Origin of the sequence: Okeania sp. SIO2C2 (assembly GCF_010692625.1) — a bacterium.
Classification (GTDB): Bacteria; Cyanobacteriota; Cyanobacteriia; order Cyanobacteriales; family Microcoleaceae; genus Okeania; species Okeania hirsuta.
In genome coordinates this window covers 189,354-211,277 of the sequence record NZ_JAAHGM010000009.1, presented here as the reverse complement: position 1 = coordinate 211,277, position 21,924 = coordinate 189,354, and the positions used below count along the sequence as shown (strand labels likewise).

Sequence of the window (21,924 nt, the reverse complement as noted above, 5' to 3'; positions counted from 1 at the left end):
TTTGTTTTTTTGAGATTTATTCAACCGTGGAGAAAGTATAAATTTTTGCACCCTATATTGACGAAAAATAGAAGGTTGTAGCTTTTTCTAGATAAAATTTCTTATTTTTAAATAAAACACTGGCACAATAAACTATGTATCTATATGATACCAAATCGCTGAAATAACGCAAGTCCGTGAAATATTTTGTAATAATTAGCTAAAACAAGAGATTTTTTTGATAAGCAGAAAAAATTATAAGAGTTAATTTTATTGTTTAAATTTATATTTTGGCGTTATGGCGGGAAACTGTTTTTTGATTTTAGTAATGGAATGCTAATCTTACTTTTGACTTTTGACTTTTAATTTCCGTGAAATGGTAGAAGAGGGTAATCGCGACTCCTGTAGGAAAGTGAAGATTTGAGAGTTATTTTGAGTTGTCATAAATTAGAGATTTTTTCAGGAAATAAGGGAAGCAAATGGAAAATATCTCTAACAAAATGCGCCGACAAAGAAAGATTTTTGGCAACTGGTCTAAATCTCAATTAACTCATAAAAAAAAGAGATGTTTAATAATAAATTTGCGATCGCCACTGTCACAAAACCAGATTAGAAAACCACATACATAATAGAGAGGTGAAATTAAATCTTGAATTAGGACAAATACTCTCTAATAAATACATTTATTCTTGAGTAATTAAATGAGTTTTGTTTATTGGTCAGCTCTCTCAAGATTTTGGGAGAGTATTTTATCCATAATTTGAGTAATTTTGGAATTGATTTAGAAATTACTTTCTTTGGCTTCTGATGATCGAGTCTGCTAGATGTCTAATCAGAAAAACAGTCTCTTGCAGGTTGGGTTGAGAGACCTGAGATTGCTTCCCAAAGGTTAACCCAACAAATATATTTTTTGTTGGGCTGAACCTAATTTGCCTACCTACAATATCCTGGCTAAATTATCAGAACATGACAGCAGACTTTTTTCAGATTTTACTCATTACACAATTAATCTAATTGTAGAAGATTTACCAATTTAGAAGATTCTTGTCTTGAATCAGACTTTTTTGCTTTGCTGTTAGTTGGTAAGACTCCAGAGTTTGATGAACAGACAGAAATTCTTTAATCCTTAATTACAGAAGAAAAATACTTTTGATAAAGCACTTATTAAAGGATTACTAATATTAAGAGCGATCGCCTCCTCACAATATAAGGCCATTGTAGGAAGCGATCGCCTAACTTATTAAAACAACTAACGTTTCTCTAACCAACTCAATAAATCTTTCAGACTTTTGAAGTCTAAAAAATCTTCTCCTAAACTTTCTAAATTTTCAATGGATAAATCTTCCACTTGACTACTTATAGTTACTGGAATTTCTCCAAAACACTTTTTCAGTTGACGCATGATTAAGACTATTGTTTGATTAAGTCGTCCTTGTTCTACCGCATAAGTTATTCGCCCTCTTTAATCTTGCAAGGTTATTCCCCGACAGTCAACTATATCTAGTTCTTCTGCCGTCATATTAATTTTATTGGCAATATTTAAAGCCATTTCTATCTCTGATACTTCTCCCAAATTTTCTGGTATTTCATGCAAAGTAGCTGCCTCTTTCAAAAAATAAATCCACTTATCAGTCAAACTATTCAACTCTGACAAAGTTCTCTTAAACTTTGGTAATTCTACAAAAATTAACCGCAATTCTCGCTCCAGGCATTCAAACTTTTTGATTTCCTCTTGAAACACAAATTTATTAATCACACCCTCAGTATTATTAAACAGAATAAAATCAGTAATAGTCACCGCAATTGCTGGATTTAATAGAGGATAATCTTCTCCTTTTTCTAATTGATTGGCATAAGCTTTAGCTAGGTTATAAGCTACCCGTTTGCTAAAAGCAGTCATTCGCGCCACTTGCATTTCAATTACTACCAGAGAGCCATCTCTTAAAACTGCTTTTATATCTAAATAAGTCTCCTTTCATCATATTATCTGACCGGGATTATAAGGATTGACAATTGTCAAAGATTCAATTACTTTCTCTCCTTCATAAATAATCGCATTCAGAAAGCTAATTAAAATCTCTTTGCTTTGTTCCGATCCAAATATTTTTTTAAAGGCATAATCGACTTTTGGGTTAATAAATCTCATAATACTTTTGATACATTTAATCTCAGAAGTTATGAAAAATATTGTAGCTGAAGCCATTTTCACTGTAAAAAATATCAAAGTACCGTTAGAGTCCTGGCTGAGTTTTGTGAAGATTCGATGAAAACAAGCCTTTCTGATTTCTGGAAATCTACTATAAGTTTTACTTATAATTATAAAGTATCTCCGTTGTTATAAGGTTTTTTTTCTTCATATCAAATTGAGCATTTAACAAAAATCTAAATTATTTTGTGATTAACATTGTTACTATATAGCGCTTCTCAGGCGGTAGAAAAGTTTATTGGTTGATCTGGAATTTAGAAGTATTTGAAAAACTAATATATTTACTATATAAAGATTCAGTAAAGATGCTGATTTGTTATTGTTTTATTTTTTTGTTGGCACTATTATCAACTTATAACTAATGATACTTAGTGGAACTTAGACATTTTCTGGGAGAAAAACTGTCTGAAAGTCATTCTAGACAAGGGAATTACGTCAATGACCTAAAAATTGCTGAAACCCTTGGTAGTTAAGGATTTATACCTTTTAGACCTAAAAAGCTCTGCCTGTCTATGTTTGAGCCTATTTTCTATTGCTGTTTTGTTTGAGTCCCATTAGACATTTTGTCGGCTAGAAAGTTTATCAAAGTTAGTCTAGGCATGGGAAGGACGTCAAAGACCGAAAAATTGTTGTTAGCTCCGCATTCCGTGGGAAAACACCGATTATTCCTATATTTATCCATTTTTGACCTAAAATACTCTCCCTGTATAGATTTGATGCCATTTTTTGCCTGAATTTTATCTAAGTCCTACTAAGTAATTCTTGAGTCAAACATTTTTTGAGGTTTTTCATAGGAAAACTTATGAAACAATTTTCTTTATTACAAAAGTTGCTTCCAGTCGGAATTAGTCTGGGAATGCTTTCTGTTCCTCTCTCTGTGGTGGTATCTCCTTCAGCAAGAGCAGCCACTTTTACTCCTGGTGAGTGTGGCCGACTAACTGGTTCTGAGATCCCTATGGGATCTATTACTTGTTTTGATAAAACTTTTAGTAATTTTGAACTTATTGCCGAGTTCGACATACCTGCTGGTGCTCAAATTATAATCGGAGTAGCTAGTGATGGAGAAACATTTGAGCTTGAATTAGATCCCGGTCAAACTTTAGGTTCATTCACAGGTACAGCTACTTATGATGTTACAATCGCCAACCCTGACTTTTTCTTTGATCAAGTAGGTCTTAATAGTGATGTAACTTCTGGCGGAGTTGAAGCACAGGTGACAGATGGGTCTGGTGGAACTGGCAATCTACTACTTGAGCTAGTAAGTTCTGATGGAAATTCAGTTACCCCAACGCCTATTCCTGGTCCAACGATGTATCAGTTTATCAGTGTTATGAATACAGTCTCCATTCCAGAGGGTGGCACTTTCGATGGCTTCAAGAACACCTTCACGCAAAAAAGGGTAACACCAGAACCTGGCACTATCCTCGGACTCCTCGCTGTTGGAGGTTTGGGTTTAGGTCTGAAGCGCAAGAAGCAAGCTTAGAAAAAGTTAATTGGGCTATAGACAAGAGGTAAAGTTGAGCGATTCCCTTTGCTGAGTGGCAAGATAATCGCTCAACCACTTAACAAATTCTCATACCTTCCTAAAGCCATCAAAGGAAAATACTGCGGATAAAAATGATATTTAATATAAAAATGACAGGGAAACCCAGTACCAGTAAATTCCGACTCTAACCAACTCCCATCATCATTCTGAGTCGAAACCAAAAAATCAACACCCCTATCAATAGCCTCCCTAGCAAAATTGCCAGTCGCTTCCCCCGCCGCCAATAAACCAATTAACGCCCAAGCAGTCTGAGAAGCTGTACTTTTCCCCATCCCCTTCAACGACGGGTCATTATAACTCCGACAACTCTCACCCCATCCCCCATCCGAATTTTGACAACCAACCAACCAACTCGCCCCCTTCTCAATAAAACCTCGATGACTTTCCCCTGCCACAACAGCCAAAGCCGAAATTACTCCACTCGTACCATATATATAGTTAACTCCCCACCGACCAAACCAACAACCTTCTCCTTCCTGCTCCCTTTCCAAATAAGCGATCGCCCGTTTCACCCGCCAACTATCCATAGACAACCTACAACAACCAACCATTTCCAACACCCGCGCCGTCACATCCGCCGTATTCGGGTCAATCATGGCCTTTAAATCTCCGTAGGGGATACCATTTAACCAGTCTTGGTCATTATCCACATCAAAAGCTGCCCAACCCCCAGGTTGACATTGCATCGAAGCTACCCATTCCATAGCACGAGCGATCGCCTGACCTTTCAACTCCTCATCAGGCAACTCCAGAGCATCCAAAGCCATAACCACTACTGCCGTATCATCTATATCTGGATAAAAACGATTGATCAACTCAAACGCCCAACCCCCCGGTTTACCCAATTTATTCTTAATTGCCCAGTCACCATAATCCAAAATTTGCTGTTGCAATAACCATTCCCCTCCTTTAACCACTGCCGGATGACTAGGAGGAATACCAGAATCAACCAACGAACGTATTACCCAAGCGGTATCCCAAACAGGAGAAACACAAGGTTGTACCCAATAACTATCCTCAGTTTCTATACCAAACCTATCTATAGCCTCCAACCCCCGCACCACCACAGGGTCTGCCACATCATATTCCAAACACCGCAATGCCAACATAGAATTTAACATTGCCGGAATAATACCTCCCCAGTCACCCGTAACTTCTTGCCTTGACAAAATCCATTTTTCTGCTGCTTTTAAACCCTCTTCTCGCAAAGGCATCAAATTAAAATTTTCTGCAAATTTAAAAGCTTTATCTAACCCCAAAAATAAATCCGTCAGATCGTATTGACGAGGTAATTCAAAACTAGCATTGTTAATCCCTTCGGCATAAAGTTCATCCAGATTAATTGTGGGATTAACTGAAAAAATCGGCTTTTTATCAAACACAATTAATAGTGGAACAGTGCTACTTCTTGCCCAACTTGACATTTCATAAATAGTAAATGGAAAATCTTCAGGAAGTAGCATGATGCTAGGAGGAATAGAAGGAATACCTTGCCAGTTGAAACATCCAATTAAAGCCAGATGTAATTTCGTGAAAATTCTACTGCAACTAATACCTCCTTTTTTAATAATAAAATCTTGTGCTTTAAGCATGATTTGATCTGTTTTTGCAACACCTAATAATCTCAAACCCATATAAGCTTCAATAGAAGTGCTTAAGTCTCCCCCATCCCCATAAAATAATTCCCAACCACCATGTTCTCGTTGTTGGGAAATTAGATAATTTTTTGCTTTATCAAGAGGTCTTTTCTTGTCAGTTTGCCAAATTTTATGTAGTAAAACTATTTCTGCTGTTATTGTTACATTTGATTCTAATTCATCCCACCAGTACCCTTGTGGTTTTTGCAGATTCAATAGATATTCTTGACTAGCTAAAATTGATTGTTGAACTTTGTTTTTTTCTGTCATTTTTCCCAAAAATTAATTTTTTTATTACTATCTTTAAAGTCATAATTTACTAAATAAATTATGCCTATTTATTCTCGATTATATTGAAGCATTTTGATAGAATATAAATGAAAATTTAAGAATTTTGAGTAATTAGGGAACCTTATCTAAAATTTATTGTCAGAAGATAACTAGATTCTGTATAGATAGATCGGCCTCACAGTGTTGCTGTCGCTCTCTGAGAGGCTTTCCTTGTTATGTTTATCATCAAATTTGTATGTTAAGTTGATGTCAATGATTTTTCAAATCATACTTGACTAGCTATGTAGTAATCTTAAATAAATTGTAGGGTTTTAAAATAACAATTAACTAAGATAAACCTAATATATTTGAAATCATACCTAGTATTTATATTAGTAATTTTTTTATTTATCACGTTATTTATAACCTTTGAGCATAAGCTTGCAACTAAAAATATAATTGCGATAGTTGAATTTTTTATGGCGAGATTTTCGTTAATTTTTAAGTGTTAGTTTTTAGGTGTTAGGAAGCAAATTTTTCCAGAGCATTACTGCGAACTAACTTTTGTTTAAAAACCCACAGTCACGCACGCTGAAAACAAACTTGTTGAAGTTAATCAGAAAAAGTTAGATTTTAAGTAGTGCGTTCAATAATTAATAATTAATAATTTACAATTAATAATTAATAATTACCTCTCTTTAAAACCTATCACTTACCCATAAGTCTTGAAACCCTTGTGGGGAAAAGGGGAGAAAGGAGAAAAAATTATAGTAGCTAAGTAAAACTACTGAAGTTGTCAAAAAAAAGTCAAGACTTACCCATAACTCGTCTCTAAAGTCAAGCTTTATGTTAAGAAAGATGTGGGTAATGGATAGCTTTAAAACGGATAGAATACGAATAAGATTTGGTGGTGGTACATAGTAATGGTAGAGAGAGTGTGGGGAGTCTGGGAAGAAATTAAAAAATATATATCTTCACTATTACTATGCAGGACAACCTAAGATTTTTTCTTTATGTCTGCTTCAAAGTCTTTATTTCTTCAAAGAAGAGGCTTTCAAGTTTAATTATTCTCTAAGCTTTTTTTATCTACCACCTACCACCTATCAACTACTACCTAAAATCATGGTAATCAAAATTATTACTTTTAATATTCGATATGATAAACCAGACCCTGGAAATCATCGATGGGAAGTCAGAAAAAATGCTGTAGCTAGCCTAATTTATGAATATGCTCCAGATATAATTGGCACTCAAGAACTTAAAGTAAATCAGTTATTAGATTTACAGCAATTATTGCCTAATTATTGCAGTCTTGGAGCTGATAGAAGAGGTACAGGTAATGATGAACACTGTGCAATATTTTATCAGAAAGATAGATTAAATTGTCTCGACCATGGAGATTTTTGGCTGAGTGAAACACCAGATATACCAGGTAGTATTACTTCTAGTTGGGGAAATCATTTACCCAGAATAGCTAGTTGGGCAAGATTTAATCTTGTTGAAGATAATCGGCAAATAATTATTATTAATACGCACTTGGATTATAACAGTAAAAAAGCTAGAGAATTAGGTGCTAAATTAATCTTTAATTCCCTACAAACAGAAAAATTAAATCCTGACAAAGAATCATTAATTTTTGTCACAGCAGATTTTAACGACCAACCAGGTTCTATTGTACGAAATACTTTTTTAAATCCTTTGAAAAATGGATTGTGTTTATTAGATGTTTTATCTAATTTAAAATTAAGTAATCAGATGACTTATAATGATTTTACAGACAAAGCTTTTTTGCCCATTGATACTATTTATTATGACAGTAGATTAAATTTGCACAGTGTGAAAGTAGAGAATAAAAAATATGATGGAATACTTCCTTCAGACCATTTTCCAGTAGTCGCAGAATTTAATTAGGGTTTGCTGAAAAAGTATTTTAGTAGGGGTAGGAGACAGGAGACAGGAGACAGGAGACAGGAGACAGGAGGCAGGAGAAATGGATCGGAAGACAGGAGACAGGAGAAATGGATCGGGAGCGAGGAAGTAGGAGCTAAGTTTTGTTCCAAGATTGTTCTGCCCAACTATGCGCCTAAAATACGCTCCATGCATGAGCGTGAAGAGCTGAAACAGGCGCACTTTTTTCGTTCCCAAAAAGGCACTTGTCTTTATATGTCAATGCTTTTATATTTAATCAGCAAGCCTTAATTAATCTAGATATCAATATAAATATTAACTTGTTTTCTTAAAACTTACATAGTGGTTTTACCAAAGATAAAACATATAGTCATAATTACAAAGATTATTTTTTGATTATGTGTTTTATTTGAATAGATTAAACCAATTTGACAAATGTTTACTACAAATAGTTAAGTGACTGCTTAGGAATCAGAACTCAGATAGGGGAACCGTCGGTAGGGCGATGTACAGAATAAATATATTAAGTATCATTTTTGAGCTAGAATACCTCTTCTTAGTCCTTAGTAGTATCTGATATCAAGTATTTTAACTCTCCTAATTATTGGTAACATTCTTTTTTTTAATTGGTATGAGATAAAATTTCATTAATTTAGACGTAATAAAAAAGCTATTCTCCATTCTTTCAATCGTCTTCTTCTCCTACTCCCTGCTCTAGTAACTCTCACAACCTTTTTGATTTGTGAGTATTTTAAAGATACATAATATTACCAATTAATAATTGATAATTAATCAAGATTTAAAACCTGTTATTTTCAGAAGAAAAAGTCAACAATTTAGGCAAAAGTAACTATTAATTCTTCATACTTCAATTATCAATTATTGAACATCTAGTTATTAGATGCTAAAATGCTAGTCAACAAGTTTTATCCCACCACGGCGGACGTTATAAAATAACCTATTAATAATAGCATACTCATCATCATTCAGATAACCATCTCATAAGATTTTCTGAATCTGCATCCGTTCCTTGGGAGTAAGAACACTAGAACACATTACTTGAGTAAATAATTCTTCAAGTGCTTTTTTTGTTGATGATATCTTGAGTAATTTCATACAAATTAATAAACTAATGACTAACCAAAACTGTCATTTTTATTATTAGGTATTTTGCAATTAAATAAAGTGATTCAAGTAATGTTTATTTCATCATTGTTGTCAACTCAATTTGTAATTAATATCATCTCAAAATATGAGTATATTTTTGTTTTTTTGTGATTTGTGTCACTTATACCAAATCAATAAATATTTGCTACAAATAGCTAGGATATTTCTGAGGAGTCAACCCACCCCTCGCCCCTCCCCCTCCCAGGAGGGTAACTCAGTCGGACCGAGTCACACGGGAATAGCTTCAATACCATTTTTCAGGTCGGAAATCATTCTTTTCTCTTGGTGCGCTACCAGGTGCGACTGGCGTCGTCGCGGGGTCGCACCGCTCTCTTGGTCGATTGGATATGGCGAGGAGACCCGAAGAGTGCAGACCCGCTCCGAAGTAAGCCATCCCACCCTACGGGAAGCTCCGAAGATCGACCGCTTTGTCAAAGGACATATCCTGCATTTGTCTTTTTATTCCTCTTACTATTCGTAACATTCTTTTTTGACCCTTGGTATTATATATAATCCAGCTAATTACAGCACTTTTGAGGAGAGTGAGGTACAGTTTAATACTCATCTCTAATCTCTAATATCATGTCCAGTTGAATACTTATAAATAAACTATGGAGGAGTCAGGAGTCAGGAGGTAAGAAAGAATAACAAAGAAGAAGGAAAAAGCAATAAGCAATAAGAGCTGATTTATAAAGTAAATATTAAAAGGATAAATACTTTACAGTGTAAGGGTTTGACACTATCTAAACCCCAAGGTCATAACTTTTGAAAAACCCATGCTAGAAAGGGATTTTAGCTCAGTTTACAAATCAGCTCTAAGGAAGAGGAGGAAAAGGAGAAAGTTTTTTTATCGTTAATTATCCGGACATGATATAGTCTCTATTCCCTAAACTCGTAAAACTTTTTTTCTCATCAACTCCAAAACTGCTGTAGTTATCGTATAGTAAAATAAAAGATTATTTTGGTTTAGGGATGGGGGAGTAGTAGAATGCTTCGGCCACTGTAGTCTATCTATTTGAAAACCACTCTAGCAGTCCAAGCAAAGAGCCCGGACATATTAAAAGCTTAAAATTCAGAGAACGCAAGATGTTTTCAACTTTAGCCCATTCTTCTTCCTTCTCCTATATTTAAAGCGATCGCTCTTTTTCTCCCCTGGCCTATTCTGCTGAGAGTCGATCAAGGCAAAAAAATGTTACTTATACCCACATCATTTCTTAACATAAAGCTTGACTTTAGAGACGAGTTATGAGTGAGTCTTGGCTCGGCTTTTTCGGGAGAAAAAATGTATTTTTCCATACTTTTTTTTGACAACTTCAGTAGTTTTACTTAGCTAAATTGATTTTTTCTCCTTTCTACCCTGCTCCCTGCTCCCCTGCTACCCATAAGGGTTTCAAGACTTATGGGTAAGGGATAGGTTTCTCAGGGGGGTTAAAGAGATAAAAATATAAAAATTTATTCTGGTTGTTCAACTGGAAATAATACAACATCTTTTTCTAACTTCTATTTATAAATCAGTAACCAATTTTACAAAAATTAAATTTTATTCAGAGTAGTTGCAATATTTTTGCAACAGAAGTATACTTTGAATTAGTAACTAACTACTTATCTACTTACCTAGTTATCCAGCAAAAAAAAATTTGACAGAGAGAATGGGTGTATCTCTCTGCCAGTAATATTCTTGTATTTTATATCTGAGTGAAAGTTTTGTAGGCAATTAAAGTTTGAGAAGTTGAATTTCTGAAGCTTTGCTTGCAAATACCTACTAAAATAGAGTTTTTTGCTAGTGTATAAAGAATCTTTGACAACAAAAGTTTAGGTGTTGCATCTACCAGCTTCTTTTGTATAGTTCATTTTCTAGGAAATTCTTGAATTGCTACCTAATAAGTATGTGAACCTAGTTCAATACTACTAATGTGTCTGGAGCTAGGAAGTGGTCTAAGTGATATGCGCGCTCTTCAGTTTTGAGTAGAATTTGCTCATAGAGGTGGCGAGTAGCGCGATCGCCTAAGCTTTCAGCTTGTGCAGCAAGACGACGCAGAAGTTTAATAACTTCTTGTTCTGCTCCTAGATTGTGTTCGACCATAGCTCTAGAGTTAAAACTTCCATCTTCTTCAGGAGTAAAGCAGCACATTTCAGCCAACTTAGCAAAGCTAGCAACTGGAACGCCACCTAGACCATTTAAACGTTCAGCCAAGTCATGGACATGACCTCTTACATCATCATAACTTTCTTGAAAGAACTCATGGAGTTGATAGAACTCTGCTCCTTCGACAACAAAATGATGTTTCTCATATTGGAGATATAAAGCTTGGAAACTGGCCAAAGCTATATTCATACCCTCACATATGGGTTCAGTAACACTTTTTTCTAATCCAATTGGGTTATCGGCAATCTGACCAAATACTTGTACTGGAGTTGCTGTAGCCATCTTATGTATTCTCCTTTCAATTAACCTAATTTATTGCTAGTTATCTAGCTTTGTTTATTGCTAACAGTTTTAAGTCTACCACAGTTAATAGGAGAGTCAACCTGAGCCAAGACCGCAGATAGAAGATATTTTAAGTTAGCAAATTTTTTTGATCAAACTATTGAGAAAATTTAGCAGCTATTGTATAGTCAAAAATATAGGTACTCTGGTAGAGACACATCAGGACTACTAGAATCCTTAAGAGTAAATTTAGTGCTAATATATTGCAATTGTAAAAAAATGAGTACATTCAACCAGAGGCCAGACACTAGAGAGATTTTACAAATAAGCTCAATAGACCGATGGGAAGTCTATAAACGCTTACAAGAGTTAGATATTCATTGTTGGTGTGAAACAGAAAAGCCATTGCGGGTACAGCTCAAAAACACAAATGAAGCTACCCAATTAGAGAGTGTACTAAAACAATTCACTGCTAATCGTTGCGAATTGGTGCAATTGTTACAACGCTGTTTGCAGGTTAGCTAATATGCTGATTAATACCATAAGTTAGAGAGGGGCAAAAGTAATGTATTTATCAGTAGAGATACAAAACTTTTAGTAATACCATTTCACTTAAAAAATGTCACAAATAGTTGGTCATTTCAGTTATCAGTTATCAGTACCTCTAGCTGTTTGCGCAGCATGACCTAGGAAAGCATTGGGATTGAAATATAGAATGTCCTCTTTCTCTTGGTCTCATGGATACTAAGAGACCTCGCCATCCCACCCTACGGGAAGCTACGCTAACGACCGCTTTTTATCCCCTTAAAAGGGGAGGCGCATACCCACAATTTTTCGGTAACTGATGAAGTCAAATAATAAACTGAAATTACTGTAGAGTAGAGGTTTTAAGTATTTAAAATATAACTTTTGACTTCTTACTTTTGACTTTTGACTTTAGTGAAACGGTATAAGTATTTAAACCGACCCCTAGCCGCATAAATGACCATGACCTAGCAAAAATAACCAACAATGTCTAAATCCAAGAAGCAAATGACAAAATTTATCTTAGAAGGACAAATACAAGAAGTTACCGTTAAAGACGGCTACAAACTGAAATATATTCATGTAGAGACGCCAGCAGGTAATAATTATACCATCAAACTTGCCAAGCCTTTAAGGAAGATTTTTGCCTCAGTATTAATACCAGGTTTAGGAGTAAAAGTAACTGGAGAAAGAACAGTTTATCGGAAAACTGGTGAAGAAGAATTGAAAGCTTTAAAAATTATACCAGATTTTAGCAATAACGCAATAACACCATGTAAAAATCATAATGTGGGATTAGTTGAAACTTTATCTAGCCAAGTAAAAGAGCAGAAGTTATCTGAAACTGAACATACTTGTAGTAAATCTCCACAAAAAATCACTGGAACTAATTCTAAATGTGCAGCGAAGAAAGCTCAGATTTTAGTGTGCCAAAAATCAGATTGCCAAAAACGGGGTGCAGGCAAAGTTTGTAAAGCATTATCAGAAGTATTAAGCGATCGCGGCTTACAAGACCATGTGACAATTAAGAAGACTGGATGTCTGAAAAAGTGTAAAGCAGGACCTAATCTAGTAATTATGCCTAACAAAGCCCGTTATAGCCGGATTAGTTCATCAGAAATTCCTGATGTTATTGAAAAACATTTTAGTTTAGAAGCATAACACAAAAGATTGCTAATTTGTAGTAAGTTTCTCTGGTTCCAATCTCTTGTTGGGGATTGGAAATATTTTACTGTTTATTTGTAATATTAAGGATTAAAATAGTGTAGGGTAAAGACAAAAAAGTTATTTCATGCCTACCGAATATTAATTTCAGGGAAGCTACTAAATAAATTAATAGCAATAAGGAAGACTAAAAAAGTGTCACAAACTAAGCCAACTATTTTAGTGACTGGGGGAGCAGGATATATTGGCTCTCATGCAGTGCAGGCCCTACAAACTGCAGGTTATGAAGTCGTAATTCTGGATAATCTTGTCTATGGACATCGGGACATAGTAGAAAATGTCCTGAAAGTAGAGATGATTGTGGGAGATACAAGCGATCGCTCTCTATTAGACAAAATTTTTGCCACTCACAATATAGCAGCAGTAATGCATTTTGCTGCATATATTTTTGTAGGAGAGTCGGTTAAAGACCCCCAAAAATATTATCACAATAATGTAGTAGGTACACTAACATTATTAGAAGCAATGTTGGCAGCATCTGTGAAAAAATTTGTATTTTCTTCTACTGCTGCTATTTATGGGGAACCACAGACTAGTCCTATTCCTGAAGACCACCCCAAAAATCCGATTAACCCTTATGGGGCGAGTAAATTGATGGTAGAGCAAATACTTTCGGACTTTGAGGTTGCTTATGATTTTAAGTCTGTTTGTTTTCGCTATTTTAACGCAGCAGGGGCGCATCCTAATGGTTTAACTGGAGAAGATCATAATCCGGAAACTCATCTAATTCCACTGGTATTATTAGCAGCATTAGGTAAGCGAGATGCTATATCAATTTTTGGTACAGATTATTCTACCCATGATGGGACTTGTATTCGGGATTATATTCATGTATGTGATTTAGCGGATGCTCATGTGTTGGGGTTAGAATATTTATTGAATGGTGGTGATAGTGAAGTATTTAATTTGGGTAATGGTAATGGGTTTTCTGTCAGAGAAGTGATAGAAACGGTTAAGAATGTAACTGGGAAAGATTTTAAAGTAATAGAATGCGATCGCCGACCAGGAGATGCACCAGTTTTGGTAGGAAGTAGCGACAAAGTAAGGAAAGTGTTAGGTTGGTCTCCTAAATATCCAGAGGTTCAAGATATTGTTACCCACGCTTGGCAATGGCATCAACAACGACACGGGAATTGAAAGTTAAAAGTCAAAAGTCAAAAGGCAAAAGTAAGAATAATGGTATAGTCGTGGTTACAACTAATCTTGATGATGGAGGTTATTTGTCTGCCTTTAGATATAGCTTTGTATCAGGGCGTTGCACAATCAGGAATGATGAAATCCGAAAGTAGATATTTTTGGATAATTCTTTCCTCAGTATATATACAGTTTAAAATCTATTATCATTCTTTAATGTGCAACCCCTGTATCAGAAAGCTGATTGTTTACCCAAATGAAAGTCGTTGTTGCGCTGTAGCTCTCCCAGATATATTTAGGGGGCATCCAGCGCAACTATAAACAAATAAATTTTTGATAATTCAATTGCTACATAGTTTGAATTGAGAAAAATAAAACTAATGGTTATTCCAGATATTCCTGATGGTTGGAAATATGTTATTAGCTCGTTAGTTGGTGGAAGCATCGCGATATTTGTCACTTTCTTAAACAATCGCCATCAACTTAGTAAAGATACCAAGATTTGGGAAAAATAAAAATTGTGGGAAGGTTATCAAAAGTGTATTTCTAATTTAAACTTAATTGATAGTTTATGGACGAATTTGAGAGCAGAAAGCGGAGTCAATTATGTTTTGAAAATAGAAGATAGAAGACAGAGAAAAAATTTTTAGCCTATATTCAGAAATACTTCCTGATTTATATTGGATCATTTATAATTATCCAAATCCCCAATCTGAAGAAATAAAAGCATTGAAAGAAATAATCGGGGAAGAGGAAATAAAAACAACATTTCAGATGAAAAAACTCTATTTTTTAATTTCTAATCCTAAACTTTTAAATCCCATGGAACAAGAGCTTATTAAGTTAATGGTTAATGACCCTAGACTTTCAAAATCATAAGTAATATTTAAAACTTTTTCCACATAATTAATATAGTTTAACTATTAGACATCTCCAATAATCAAAAATAAAATCAATTATCATACATAAATCATCAATTATTTCCCCCTACTCCCTACTCCCTACTCCCTACTCCCTCTTTTCTAGAGATGTCTATTGAAAACTATACTTATAAATATTTATTTTGCTTCTTTTTCTGTGCGTTATAATTTTCCTAACCTAATATCTATGACAGAAGAACGACTGACACAAATACAATTTACTCAACTGGTGGCAGAAGTTGAGCAATTATCTAGACAGCGCGACGAAGAAATTGACCGAGAGCAGATGCAGCAGATTTTACAAGAGCTAAATCTCCCGACTGACTTGGTAGATGAGGCAATGATTCAATTGCGAAGGCGAGAAGCGTTGGCAGTAGAGCAGAAGCGGAATAAATTGATTACTGTGGGGGTGCTTTCTGGGTTGGTAGTAGTTATAGTTGCTAGTTTCTTATGGTTTCAAACTCAAAAACAAGCATTAAATAATGTCTATGCTAATTCAGAACAAAGTCAGTTGACATTAGAAACAAATAGTGGTAGAAAAAATTTAACTATAGTAAATAGTCAACAAAATCCAGAAGTATTTTATCGGGTCACTCTACAAGATGCACCAGTAGGAAAAAAACTTTCTTTAGGGTGCAACTGGATTAATTCTAATGGTGAAATTAGTCATCAAAATAGTTACCAAACTAAGCAAATTAATAAAGTAGTTTGGCCGACTTATTGTAAGCATAAATTTCATACTGGTTCACCTGTGGGAAATTGGCAGGTGGAGATGTATTTAGGCGATCGCTTTCTCAGTCAAACTGAGTTTACAGTTAAGTAAAATTTTGTGATTAAGTGCAATATCAATTGATTGGTTATTGGGGATATGGTTTCCCACTAGAATTAAATACTATTCTCACCAAGCTAACTGAGGAAAAAAAGACAAAAGTGTTTAATTTTAATCAGGGAATAACTGTTGGTGGAATTAGTTATATTGGTGGGGAAGAAATGAAATTAGCTAGGGGTGAGACTTTGATTGCTTCTCTATCTGCCTCTGGTTTATCTGATAGTGTTGATGCTTGGGTAAAGTTAGAAAATAACCAATTAATTTTAGGTAGGGAACCTTTTGGAAGAGTGCCTTTATATTGGGCGAAAATAGAAAAAGTTATTTGGTTTGCTTCTCAATTAAAGTTATTATTACCTATTATTTATGAGCCATCTATTAGTATTCCTGGATTTTATGGTTATACTTGTTTTTCTTATGTACCAACTCCACTCACTCCAGTAGAGAATATTTTTGCAGTACCAGCAGGAACAGAACAAATTTTTTTGGAGCCAGAAATACAAATTCAACGTCATTATGACTGGCGAGAAAATTCCGTACAAATTGAAGACAAAAATAACGCAATTACACAGTTACAAACGCTACTTAAAAATGCGATTAATCGGCAGATTATTGATTTAAATTCTGAACCAGTAGGAGTGTTTCTTTCAGGAGGTTTAGATTCTTCAATAGTTGCAGCTTTATTAGTACAAGAGGGAATAAAAGTGCGTGCATATACTCTAGATTTTGGGAAAAATAGTTTTTCAGAATGGGAATATGCAGAAAAAGTTGCTTAACATTTAGATATACCTTTAATGAAAGTATCTGTAACTCCAAAGCTAATTAAAAGTGCTTTATTAGATACAGTTAAGGCTTTAGATTTACCTTTTGGTGATGGGGTGACAGTACCTTTATATTTATTATGTCAAACTGCTGCTCAAGAAGTTTCTGTAATTTTTAATGGGGAAGGAGGAGATCAATTATTTGCTGGGTGGACGAATAAACCAATTATTGCTGCTGCTGTTTACAATAGACAAGAAAATTTCATTCAACAATATTTGCAGACTTTTCATAAATTATGGGGTTATGAAGATAAAGTTTTTCAACCAAAAATTTATGAAAAAGTACAATATATTTCAGCAGAAAAGTGGGTGGAATTTGCTTTAGATGAAGGTTTTTGTACGGGATTAATTCATAAATTACGTCGTGCTAGTTTGATTTTAAAAGGGGCACAAAATATTCATCCCAGGGCGACAAATTTGGCATTTAGTAATGGATTAGTTGTACGATCGCCTTTTTGTGATTTAGAGCTAACTGAATGGACTTTTCAAATACCAGGAGAATTTAATTTAAAAGGTTCAAATGAAAAATATATATTGAAAAAAGCAGTAGAATCTTGGTTACCACCGGAAGTTGTTTGGCGAGAAAAAAGAGGGATGGGAGTACCTTTAAGTTATTGGTGTTTAAATGAATTATGGTCAGAAATTAGGCAATGGTTAAACCCAGAAGTTTTACAAGCAGAAGGTAGATTTATTTCGGATTTAGCTATTACGATAATTCAAGGAAAATTAGGGGGACAAATTAGGAGTAGACGCGTGGGTGAAATTCTTTGGTTATTGATGATTTGGGAAATTTGGCGAGTAACAATTTTAGGAGAATCTACTATTAGTAATTCTGGGTATAATCCTTTGTTATTGCCGCCTTGGTGGTGGAGGTGGGTTGAGCAGGTTAAAAATTAAAATTGTTGAGGAGTCAGGAGTCAGGAGACAGGAGTCAGGAGGGAAGAAAGAGTGCGATTCGTTTGGCTTAACGAACTCCTATGTAAGTTAGCCAGTCCCAAAAACTAGGGATAACTAAGCGTAGCCGTGCAGGTTGAATTCCTGCCCTCCGGGATGCGGAGTGACTTCAGTTGTCCAGGTTTCCAAGGTAACAACTTGGCCTCTCGGTGCATGGACAAAAAGGCTGTAAAACTAGAAGGTTTTATCTGGCGATCGCGGGCTTTGGGAGTTGCATGCATGTTAACGCACAGTCAATAAGCGTATGACCGTTCGTCACCCTCAATTGGTGAAATTAAGCCTGATACACCGAACCCACTTAGGGGAAGCCTCACACAACTGGTAACGTAGTCTTTCGGCGTTATCGCATCTAGGAATGAGGTCGGACGATACTAGGAGCCTAAGTGCAACGAGAAATGGTACACGGGAGCCGAAGTAACCCCTTAAGACTCTCAGCTTTCGACCACGCTCGTAGGAAAAGTTTAACCAATGTCTTGATCGGGATAAGGATTCCTTAAGAAGCAAGCCTGGAGTAATTTCTAGGATGAGCAGACGTAGGGAGGTAGCTAAGGTAGGCGGTGAAATCAGAAACTGTCGGGAGGCCAAATTTAGCGCCCAAGATGCGAAGTGGAAGCCGTGCCCACTATAAACAAGAAGTCGATGGCCTACGGGTCAAAATGCATCTGCGCATAAGTGTCAAACCCGCTTAACCCTTGAAATAAAGCTGGGAAGAAGGGAGTATGTGAACCCAACCTCGAAGTGCCCTTAGTTATTAGGAGCCGTGTGAGCTGGAAACTCTCACGCACGGTTTTGAAGTAGAGGTGAGGGATAGCGATATCCCCATCGACTACCTCAGAATAGAAGGAGAAAGTTTTTTGATTGCTAATTATCCGGACATAATTAGGACTTATGCAGTACAACCTATTTTTGTCATTGTTAACAACATAGACTTTTTGTAAAAGTAGGAAATAGGGAATAGGGAGCAAGGAACAGAGAACAGGGAAGATGTTTTTAGAGGCTGTTTGAAAAGGGGTAGGGGTGTCGAAACGGGCCGCAAGAAATTGACCCTGAAAACCCGTGGCAATGCAGCAATAAAAGAATTAACCCAGTACATCCGAGACAAAACCGGGTTGAGCGAGAAGCTGAAAGCCTACACCAACTCCCAAATGGAGTCGAGCTACGATTAAAGTCTCTAGGGTTTTTGCAGTGCATCTAAAAAAATTTACTTACCTTACTTTGCCTGGAAAACGTTTGAGAAAATGTGAATAAATAAAGTCTCTAGAAATTTACCAATGTAAAAAGCTAGAGACTTTATTTATTTACGCGATGTGCAACTTTCTAGGAAAAAATCATGCTTTTGAGACTTTTTACTGAAAATATGGTTCTCAAAACGGACTAAATATCGTTGGTTGAAAAAAGTTGCACACAGGGTTTTTATTTTTGATCTTTAAGCTTGTAAACAACTTAAAGGTCAGGAAAAAAGTCTGTGCCATTCAGAACCACAGGATAGTTACTACCCAAACCTGATGTAGCAGCAAAAAAAGCTAAAAAATTGTAACTATCACCTAATTGTTTGTGAGCTTTCGCATTGTCACAAGCTGCACAAATATCTCCATACGAAACATTTACTGAATTTGACGGAAAAAACTTTTCCAATTTAGTGTATTCAGTTGTCCTCCAGCTACCATTAATTTTGTAATAATCGTTACTTTTTGTTAGCGCCCATTCCCAAGTGGTATCATCATTACTTGCATTGTAGAAATAACAGGCGATATAAGAATCAGAGCTGTCAGCAAAAGTAGGTTGTGCTAACGAAAATAAAGATATCAAGACTAGAAAAAACGCAAGCATTTTTTTAATCCACATTACACTAATCCTCCTTTTTAAAGTGGTAATCTTGTCTTTTGTTTTAAAGTTCATCGTGAGTAATAGGGTCTTTTATACCCATCGTTTTTTGCAAAGCAATTGCTTTATCGCCAGTGTTGTCGATAATGTCTCCAATTAATCCTCCTTTAATTCTTTTTATTAAGTCTCTGTATATTTGTGTTTCACGGTTTGTCTCAAATACGTCGCTATTAACAAATGAATGTCTCTCTTCTTCTTCATTGTACATATCAAAATCTACATTTAAGTAATCAAATTGTAAAGGGGAGTCTTCGTTCAAGCACCTTGGAGAGACAACTTCCATTGTTACATTGTCCCCACCATCTTGAGCGATAACTGTGGCTGCATGAAACGCTCCGGGGTCAGTCTCAATTCGTGTAGGATCGAACCCTACATAAGTATTTCCTACATACATACCATTAGATAATGGTTGTCCAGAAACTAAGTTGCAATTTTCTGCAACTCTGTTTGGTTCTTCTAGCCCCATATACGTTGAGTCTATTTGATTTGCTGTTGAGTCACTTATGTTATTAACTCTAAGTTGAGCAGCTATAATCTGGGCTGTTTTAATACAATCATCGGGTAAAGCAACAGGAACATTAGCACCTCCGTTAGGATTCGGTCCGATCGCTCTATGAGGAACATATGTACGTCCACCAATTATTACATTAGGCTGAGCGCTGTCTGCTTCTAATTGCCAATTGCCTAGGTTGGGAGTAGTAGCTCCTTGTAAAATATATAGATTGCTACGAATGACTCTCGTTTGTGATGCGCTTAAATCAGCATCAGAATTTAAGTCAGACTCAAATATATAAGGTTCTGTTTTTATAGCTTCCCAAATCTCCGGTTTTAATAGCTTAGATAAATCTGCAAAACATTTATGAAAAGAACTTAGATAAGACGAAACAATATCTGATTTTCCTGACTGCAAAACACCATAAATATTATTTAATAACATCGGTTTATTTTTCGGTCCGCCAAAACAAGGATCGCCACCTTCACCATTCAGAATAACTCCCACATTTTCTGCTGCTAAATTTCCTAAAAGATAGTTAGGAACTGTTAATGGGTCGCCAATAGGGTCATCTAAATTTGCCATAGTAATTGGCAGTTTATTCCACATATCATCCGGTGTAATTTCTAGGATGTGATGTTGAGTTTGACAATGTTGAACAACTAAACTGGAAAATTCTAATTCATTGGGTAATTCTGCACCAAAATGTATTGAATAAGTATGTACTGGATAATCATGATTTTTTGCTGCTAATGCCACAATACAACTCGAATCTAAACCACCCGATAAGTAAGCTCCAACTGGTTGATTATTTGGTAAATATTCAGGAATAATTTTATCTAGAAGAGAACGTAATTTTTCACCATGATATTCTAAAGGTCGATCGGCATTTTTAACTTGTGCTTGTGGTTGCCAATAAGACATTGGTGATGGAATTTTCAAATCATTAGTAAAACGGATAAAACTTCCCGGTCTTAATTCTTTTACTTCCTGCCAAAGAGTACGTTCCCCAGGCACAAAAGCACAACAAAGATAATCCCGTAAAGCGATTAAATCTAACTCATTAGAATGGTAAGAAGAAAGAATTTTTAATCGAGGAGAAATCCAAATAGTTGAGTCTGTAGTTGTGTAATATAAAGTCCGTCCACCCACGCGATCGCGCCCAATCCATAATTCTTTTTCTTCCCTATCCCAAACTGCTAAAGCAAAAATTCCTTCTAACAACAAAAAAGTTTTTTTCCATAACTTTGCCATAATTCAGCAACTATTTGAGTAGCAGTAAGAGAAGCAGAAATATCTAAAAGTTTTTGTAATTGTGGCAGATTAGTTAAGAAAATATCGCCCACAACAACAAACCTTTCATTAGAGCTAAAATTAGGTTTAACTTGGTGAATCAAAAAGAAGCGATCGCTCCAAGAAATATCTGCCTTTATCTGGTCTATTTTTCCCCAAGTAAGATGCCAATTAGGGGTAACTAAATTTTTCTTTGTAGGAACGGATGATTGTCTATTTAATAATAAAAAATTAAACTTCATATTTACTAATAAGGTAAGGAAGAAGGAAGAAGGAATAAGGCTTAAAATCTTGAAAAAACTTCAATAATTTATAATTTATAATTTAGCATTACCTCTTCTTGAAAAAAAGAGGATTGACGAACAGGAAAATTTTGATTTATTATCCCCTAAAAAGGGTCGGCTTTAAACAACAATATTTCGGTAAATTTTATGTAGATATTCACCTTAGCTTTACATAAACAATACCAGTGAACATGATATAATTACACTTAATTTAATTGTGTTATACCAAGGGCAAAAAAAGAATTATGAACTTAGGCAATACTTCAATTATTAAATAATTAACACAGACTAAATAACTTTTTTGATAATTAGCACCCCAATTATTGTTAATTATTCTGATGTACGGGCGTTAAAGATAGTTATGCGCAAGCTTTCGGCCGTTCTCCCCTACCTCTGTACGGACGTTGCATACAACGTCCCTACCC

Annotated in this window: 15 protein-coding genes and 2 pseudogenes; 10 read left to right on the top strand and 7 right to left on the bottom strand. The window is 35.4% G+C overall.

Annotation, left to right across the window (positions count from 1 at the left end; translation table 11 throughout):
- Positions 1-1,228: 1,228 nt before the first annotated feature.
- The gene (locus F6K18_RS36540) at positions 1,229-1,432 is read right to left on the bottom strand and encodes a DUF4351 domain-containing protein (RefSeq protein WP_353735052.1); all 204 of its coding nucleotides are present in this window, start codon (positions 1,430-1,432) and stop codon (positions 1,229-1,231) included.
- Between the two features lie 9 nt (positions 1,433-1,441).
- Positions 1,442-2,125: pseudogene (locus F6K18_RS10125) on the bottom strand (Rpn family recombination-promoting nuclease/putative transposase).
- A gap of 862 nt (positions 2,126-2,987) precedes the next feature.
- Between F6K18_RS10125 and F6K18_RS10120 the strand changes: the two are divergent.
- A complete protein-coding gene (locus F6K18_RS10120; RefSeq protein ID WP_287520594.1) occupies positions 2,988-3,668 on the top strand; it encodes a PEP-CTERM sorting domain-containing protein in 681 nt (226 codons plus the stop codon).
- 71 nt (positions 3,669-3,739) lie between these two features.
- Here the strand turns inward: F6K18_RS10120 and shc are convergent, their stop codons facing one another.
- Positions 3,740-5,638: a squalene--hopene cyclase gene (gene shc, locus F6K18_RS10115; RefSeq protein WP_287520592.1), complete on the bottom strand. Its 1,899-nt coding sequence runs from the start codon at positions 5,636-5,638 to the stop codon at positions 3,740-3,742.
- A 1,122-nt stretch (positions 5,639-6,760) separates the two neighbouring features.
- On the opposite strand from shc, the gene F6K18_RS10110 reads away from it, so the two are divergent.
- The 3 genes from F6K18_RS10110 to F6K18_RS10100 all read left to right on the top strand — a co-directional run bounded on the left by F6K18_RS10110 (position 6,761) and on the right by F6K18_RS10100 (position 9,194).
- Positions 6,761-7,549, top strand: a complete 789-nt coding sequence (locus F6K18_RS10110) for an endonuclease/exonuclease/phosphatase family protein (RefSeq protein ID WP_287274326.1) — start codon at positions 6,761-6,763, stop codon at positions 7,547-7,549.
- 3 nt (positions 7,550-7,552) lie between these two features.
- Entirely contained in the window at positions 7,553-7,837 is a 285-nt protein-coding gene (locus F6K18_RS10105; protein ID WP_287520590.1) for a hypothetical protein, read from the top strand.
- 1,018 nt (positions 7,838-8,855) lie between these two features.
- A complete protein-coding gene (locus F6K18_RS10100; protein ID WP_287520588.1) occupies positions 8,856-9,194 on the top strand; it encodes a hypothetical protein in 339 nt (112 codons plus the stop codon).
- Between the two features lie 1,413 nt (positions 9,195-10,607).
- On the opposite strand, the gene F6K18_RS10095 is transcribed toward F6K18_RS10100, so the two are convergent.
- Complete coding sequence (locus F6K18_RS10095) at positions 10,608-11,141, bottom strand: Dps family protein (RefSeq protein ID WP_287520587.1); 534 nt, start codon at positions 11,139-11,141, stop codon at positions 10,608-10,610.
- Between the two features lie 279 nt (positions 11,142-11,420).
- Between F6K18_RS10095 and F6K18_RS10090 the strand changes: the two genes are divergently transcribed.
- The 6 genes and pseudogenes from F6K18_RS10090 to F6K18_RS10065 all read left to right on the top strand — a co-directional run bounded on the left by F6K18_RS10090 (position 11,421) and on the right by F6K18_RS10065 (position 17,488).
- Entirely contained in the window at positions 11,421-11,666 is a 246-nt protein-coding gene (locus tag F6K18_RS10090) for an Asr1405/Asl0597 family protein (RefSeq protein ID WP_124142802.1), read from the top strand.
- 486 nt (positions 11,667-12,152) lie between these two features.
- Positions 12,153-12,827 carry a (2Fe-2S) ferredoxin domain-containing protein gene (locus F6K18_RS10085; RefSeq protein WP_287520586.1) on the top strand — a complete coding sequence of 225 codons (675 nt, stop codon included), beginning with the start codon at positions 12,153-12,155 and terminating at the stop codon, positions 12,825-12,827.
- 198 nt (positions 12,828-13,025) lie between these two features.
- On the top strand, positions 13,026-14,027 hold the full coding sequence (gene galE, locus F6K18_RS10080; RefSeq protein ID WP_287520585.1) for a UDP-glucose 4-epimerase GalE: 1,002 nt from the start codon (positions 13,026-13,028) through the stop codon (positions 14,025-14,027).
- Positions 14,028-14,404: 377 nt separating this feature from the next.
- Positions 14,405-14,539 (top strand): hypothetical protein, encoded by a 135-nt coding sequence (locus F6K18_RS10075; protein WP_287520583.1) that lies wholly within the window; start codon positions 14,405-14,407, stop codon positions 14,537-14,539.
- Positions 14,540-15,059: 520 nt separating this feature from the next.
- Positions 15,060-15,767, top strand: a complete 708-nt coding sequence (locus tag F6K18_RS10070) for a hypothetical protein (RefSeq protein WP_287520582.1) — start codon at positions 15,060-15,062, stop codon at positions 15,765-15,767.
- 167 nt (positions 15,768-15,934) lie between these two features.
- Positions 15,935-17,488: pseudogene (locus F6K18_RS10065) on the top strand (asparagine synthetase B family protein).
- Positions 17,489-18,988: 1,500 nt separating this feature from the next.
- Here F6K18_RS10065 and F6K18_RS10060 read toward each other — a convergent pair.
- Genes F6K18_RS10060 through F6K18_RS10050 form a run of 3 tightly spaced genes read right to left on the bottom strand, consistent with a single transcriptional unit; the run spans position 18,989 to position 21,457 of the window.
- Positions 18,989-19,390: a hypothetical protein gene (locus tag F6K18_RS10060; RefSeq protein WP_287520580.1), complete on the bottom strand. Its 402-nt coding sequence runs from the start codon at positions 19,388-19,390 to the stop codon at positions 18,989-18,991.
- Between the two features lie 43 nt (positions 19,391-19,433).
- Positions 19,434-21,176, bottom strand: coding sequence for an asparagine synthetase B (locus F6K18_RS10055; RefSeq protein ID WP_287520578.1), 1,743 nt, complete (start codon positions 21,174-21,176; stop codon positions 19,434-19,436).
- A complete protein-coding gene (locus tag F6K18_RS10050; RefSeq protein WP_287520576.1) occupies positions 21,140-21,457 on the bottom strand; it encodes a hypothetical protein in 318 nt (105 codons plus the stop codon). Before F6K18_RS10050 ends, F6K18_RS10055 begins: the two co-directional genes overlap by 37 nt.
- Positions 21,458-21,924: the final 467 nt, after the last annotated feature.

Excerpts from the sequence above, each read along its gene's own strand:
- F6K18_RS10055 (WP_287520578.1), bottom strand. The coding sequence starts at position 21,176 with ATGGCAAAGTTATGGAAAAAAACTTTTTTGTTGTTAGAAGGAATTTTT.
- F6K18_RS10085 (WP_287520586.1), top strand. The coding sequence starts at position 12,153 with ATGTCTAAATCCAAGAAGCAAATGACAAAATTTATCTTAGAAGGACAA.
- F6K18_RS10110 (WP_287274326.1), top strand. The coding sequence starts at position 6,761 with ATGGTAATCAAAATTATTACTTTTAATATTCGATATGATAAACCAGAC.
- F6K18_RS10090 (WP_124142802.1), top strand. The coding sequence starts at position 11,421 with ATGAGTACATTCAACCAGAGGCCAGACACTAGAGAGATTTTACAAATA.
- F6K18_RS10075 (WP_287520583.1), top strand. The coding sequence starts at position 14,405 with ATGGTTATTCCAGATATTCCTGATGGTTGGAAATATGTTATTAGCTCG.
- shc (WP_287520592.1), bottom strand. The coding sequence starts at position 5,638 with ATGACAGAAAAAAACAAAGTTCAACAATCAATTTTAGCTAGTCAAGAA.
- F6K18_RS10050 (WP_287520576.1), bottom strand. The coding sequence starts at position 21,457 with ATGAAGTTTAATTTTTTATTATTAAATAGACAATCATCCGTTCCTACA.
- F6K18_RS10095 (WP_287520587.1), bottom strand. The coding sequence starts at position 11,141 with ATGGCTACAGCAACTCCAGTACAAGTATTTGGTCAGATTGCCGATAAC.
- F6K18_RS10060 (WP_287520580.1), bottom strand. The coding sequence starts at position 19,390 with ATGTGGATTAAAAAAATGCTTGCGTTTTTTCTAGTCTTGATATCTTTA.
- F6K18_RS10120 (WP_287520594.1), top strand. The coding sequence starts at position 2,988 with ATGAAACAATTTTCTTTATTACAAAAGTTGCTTCCAGTCGGAATTAGT.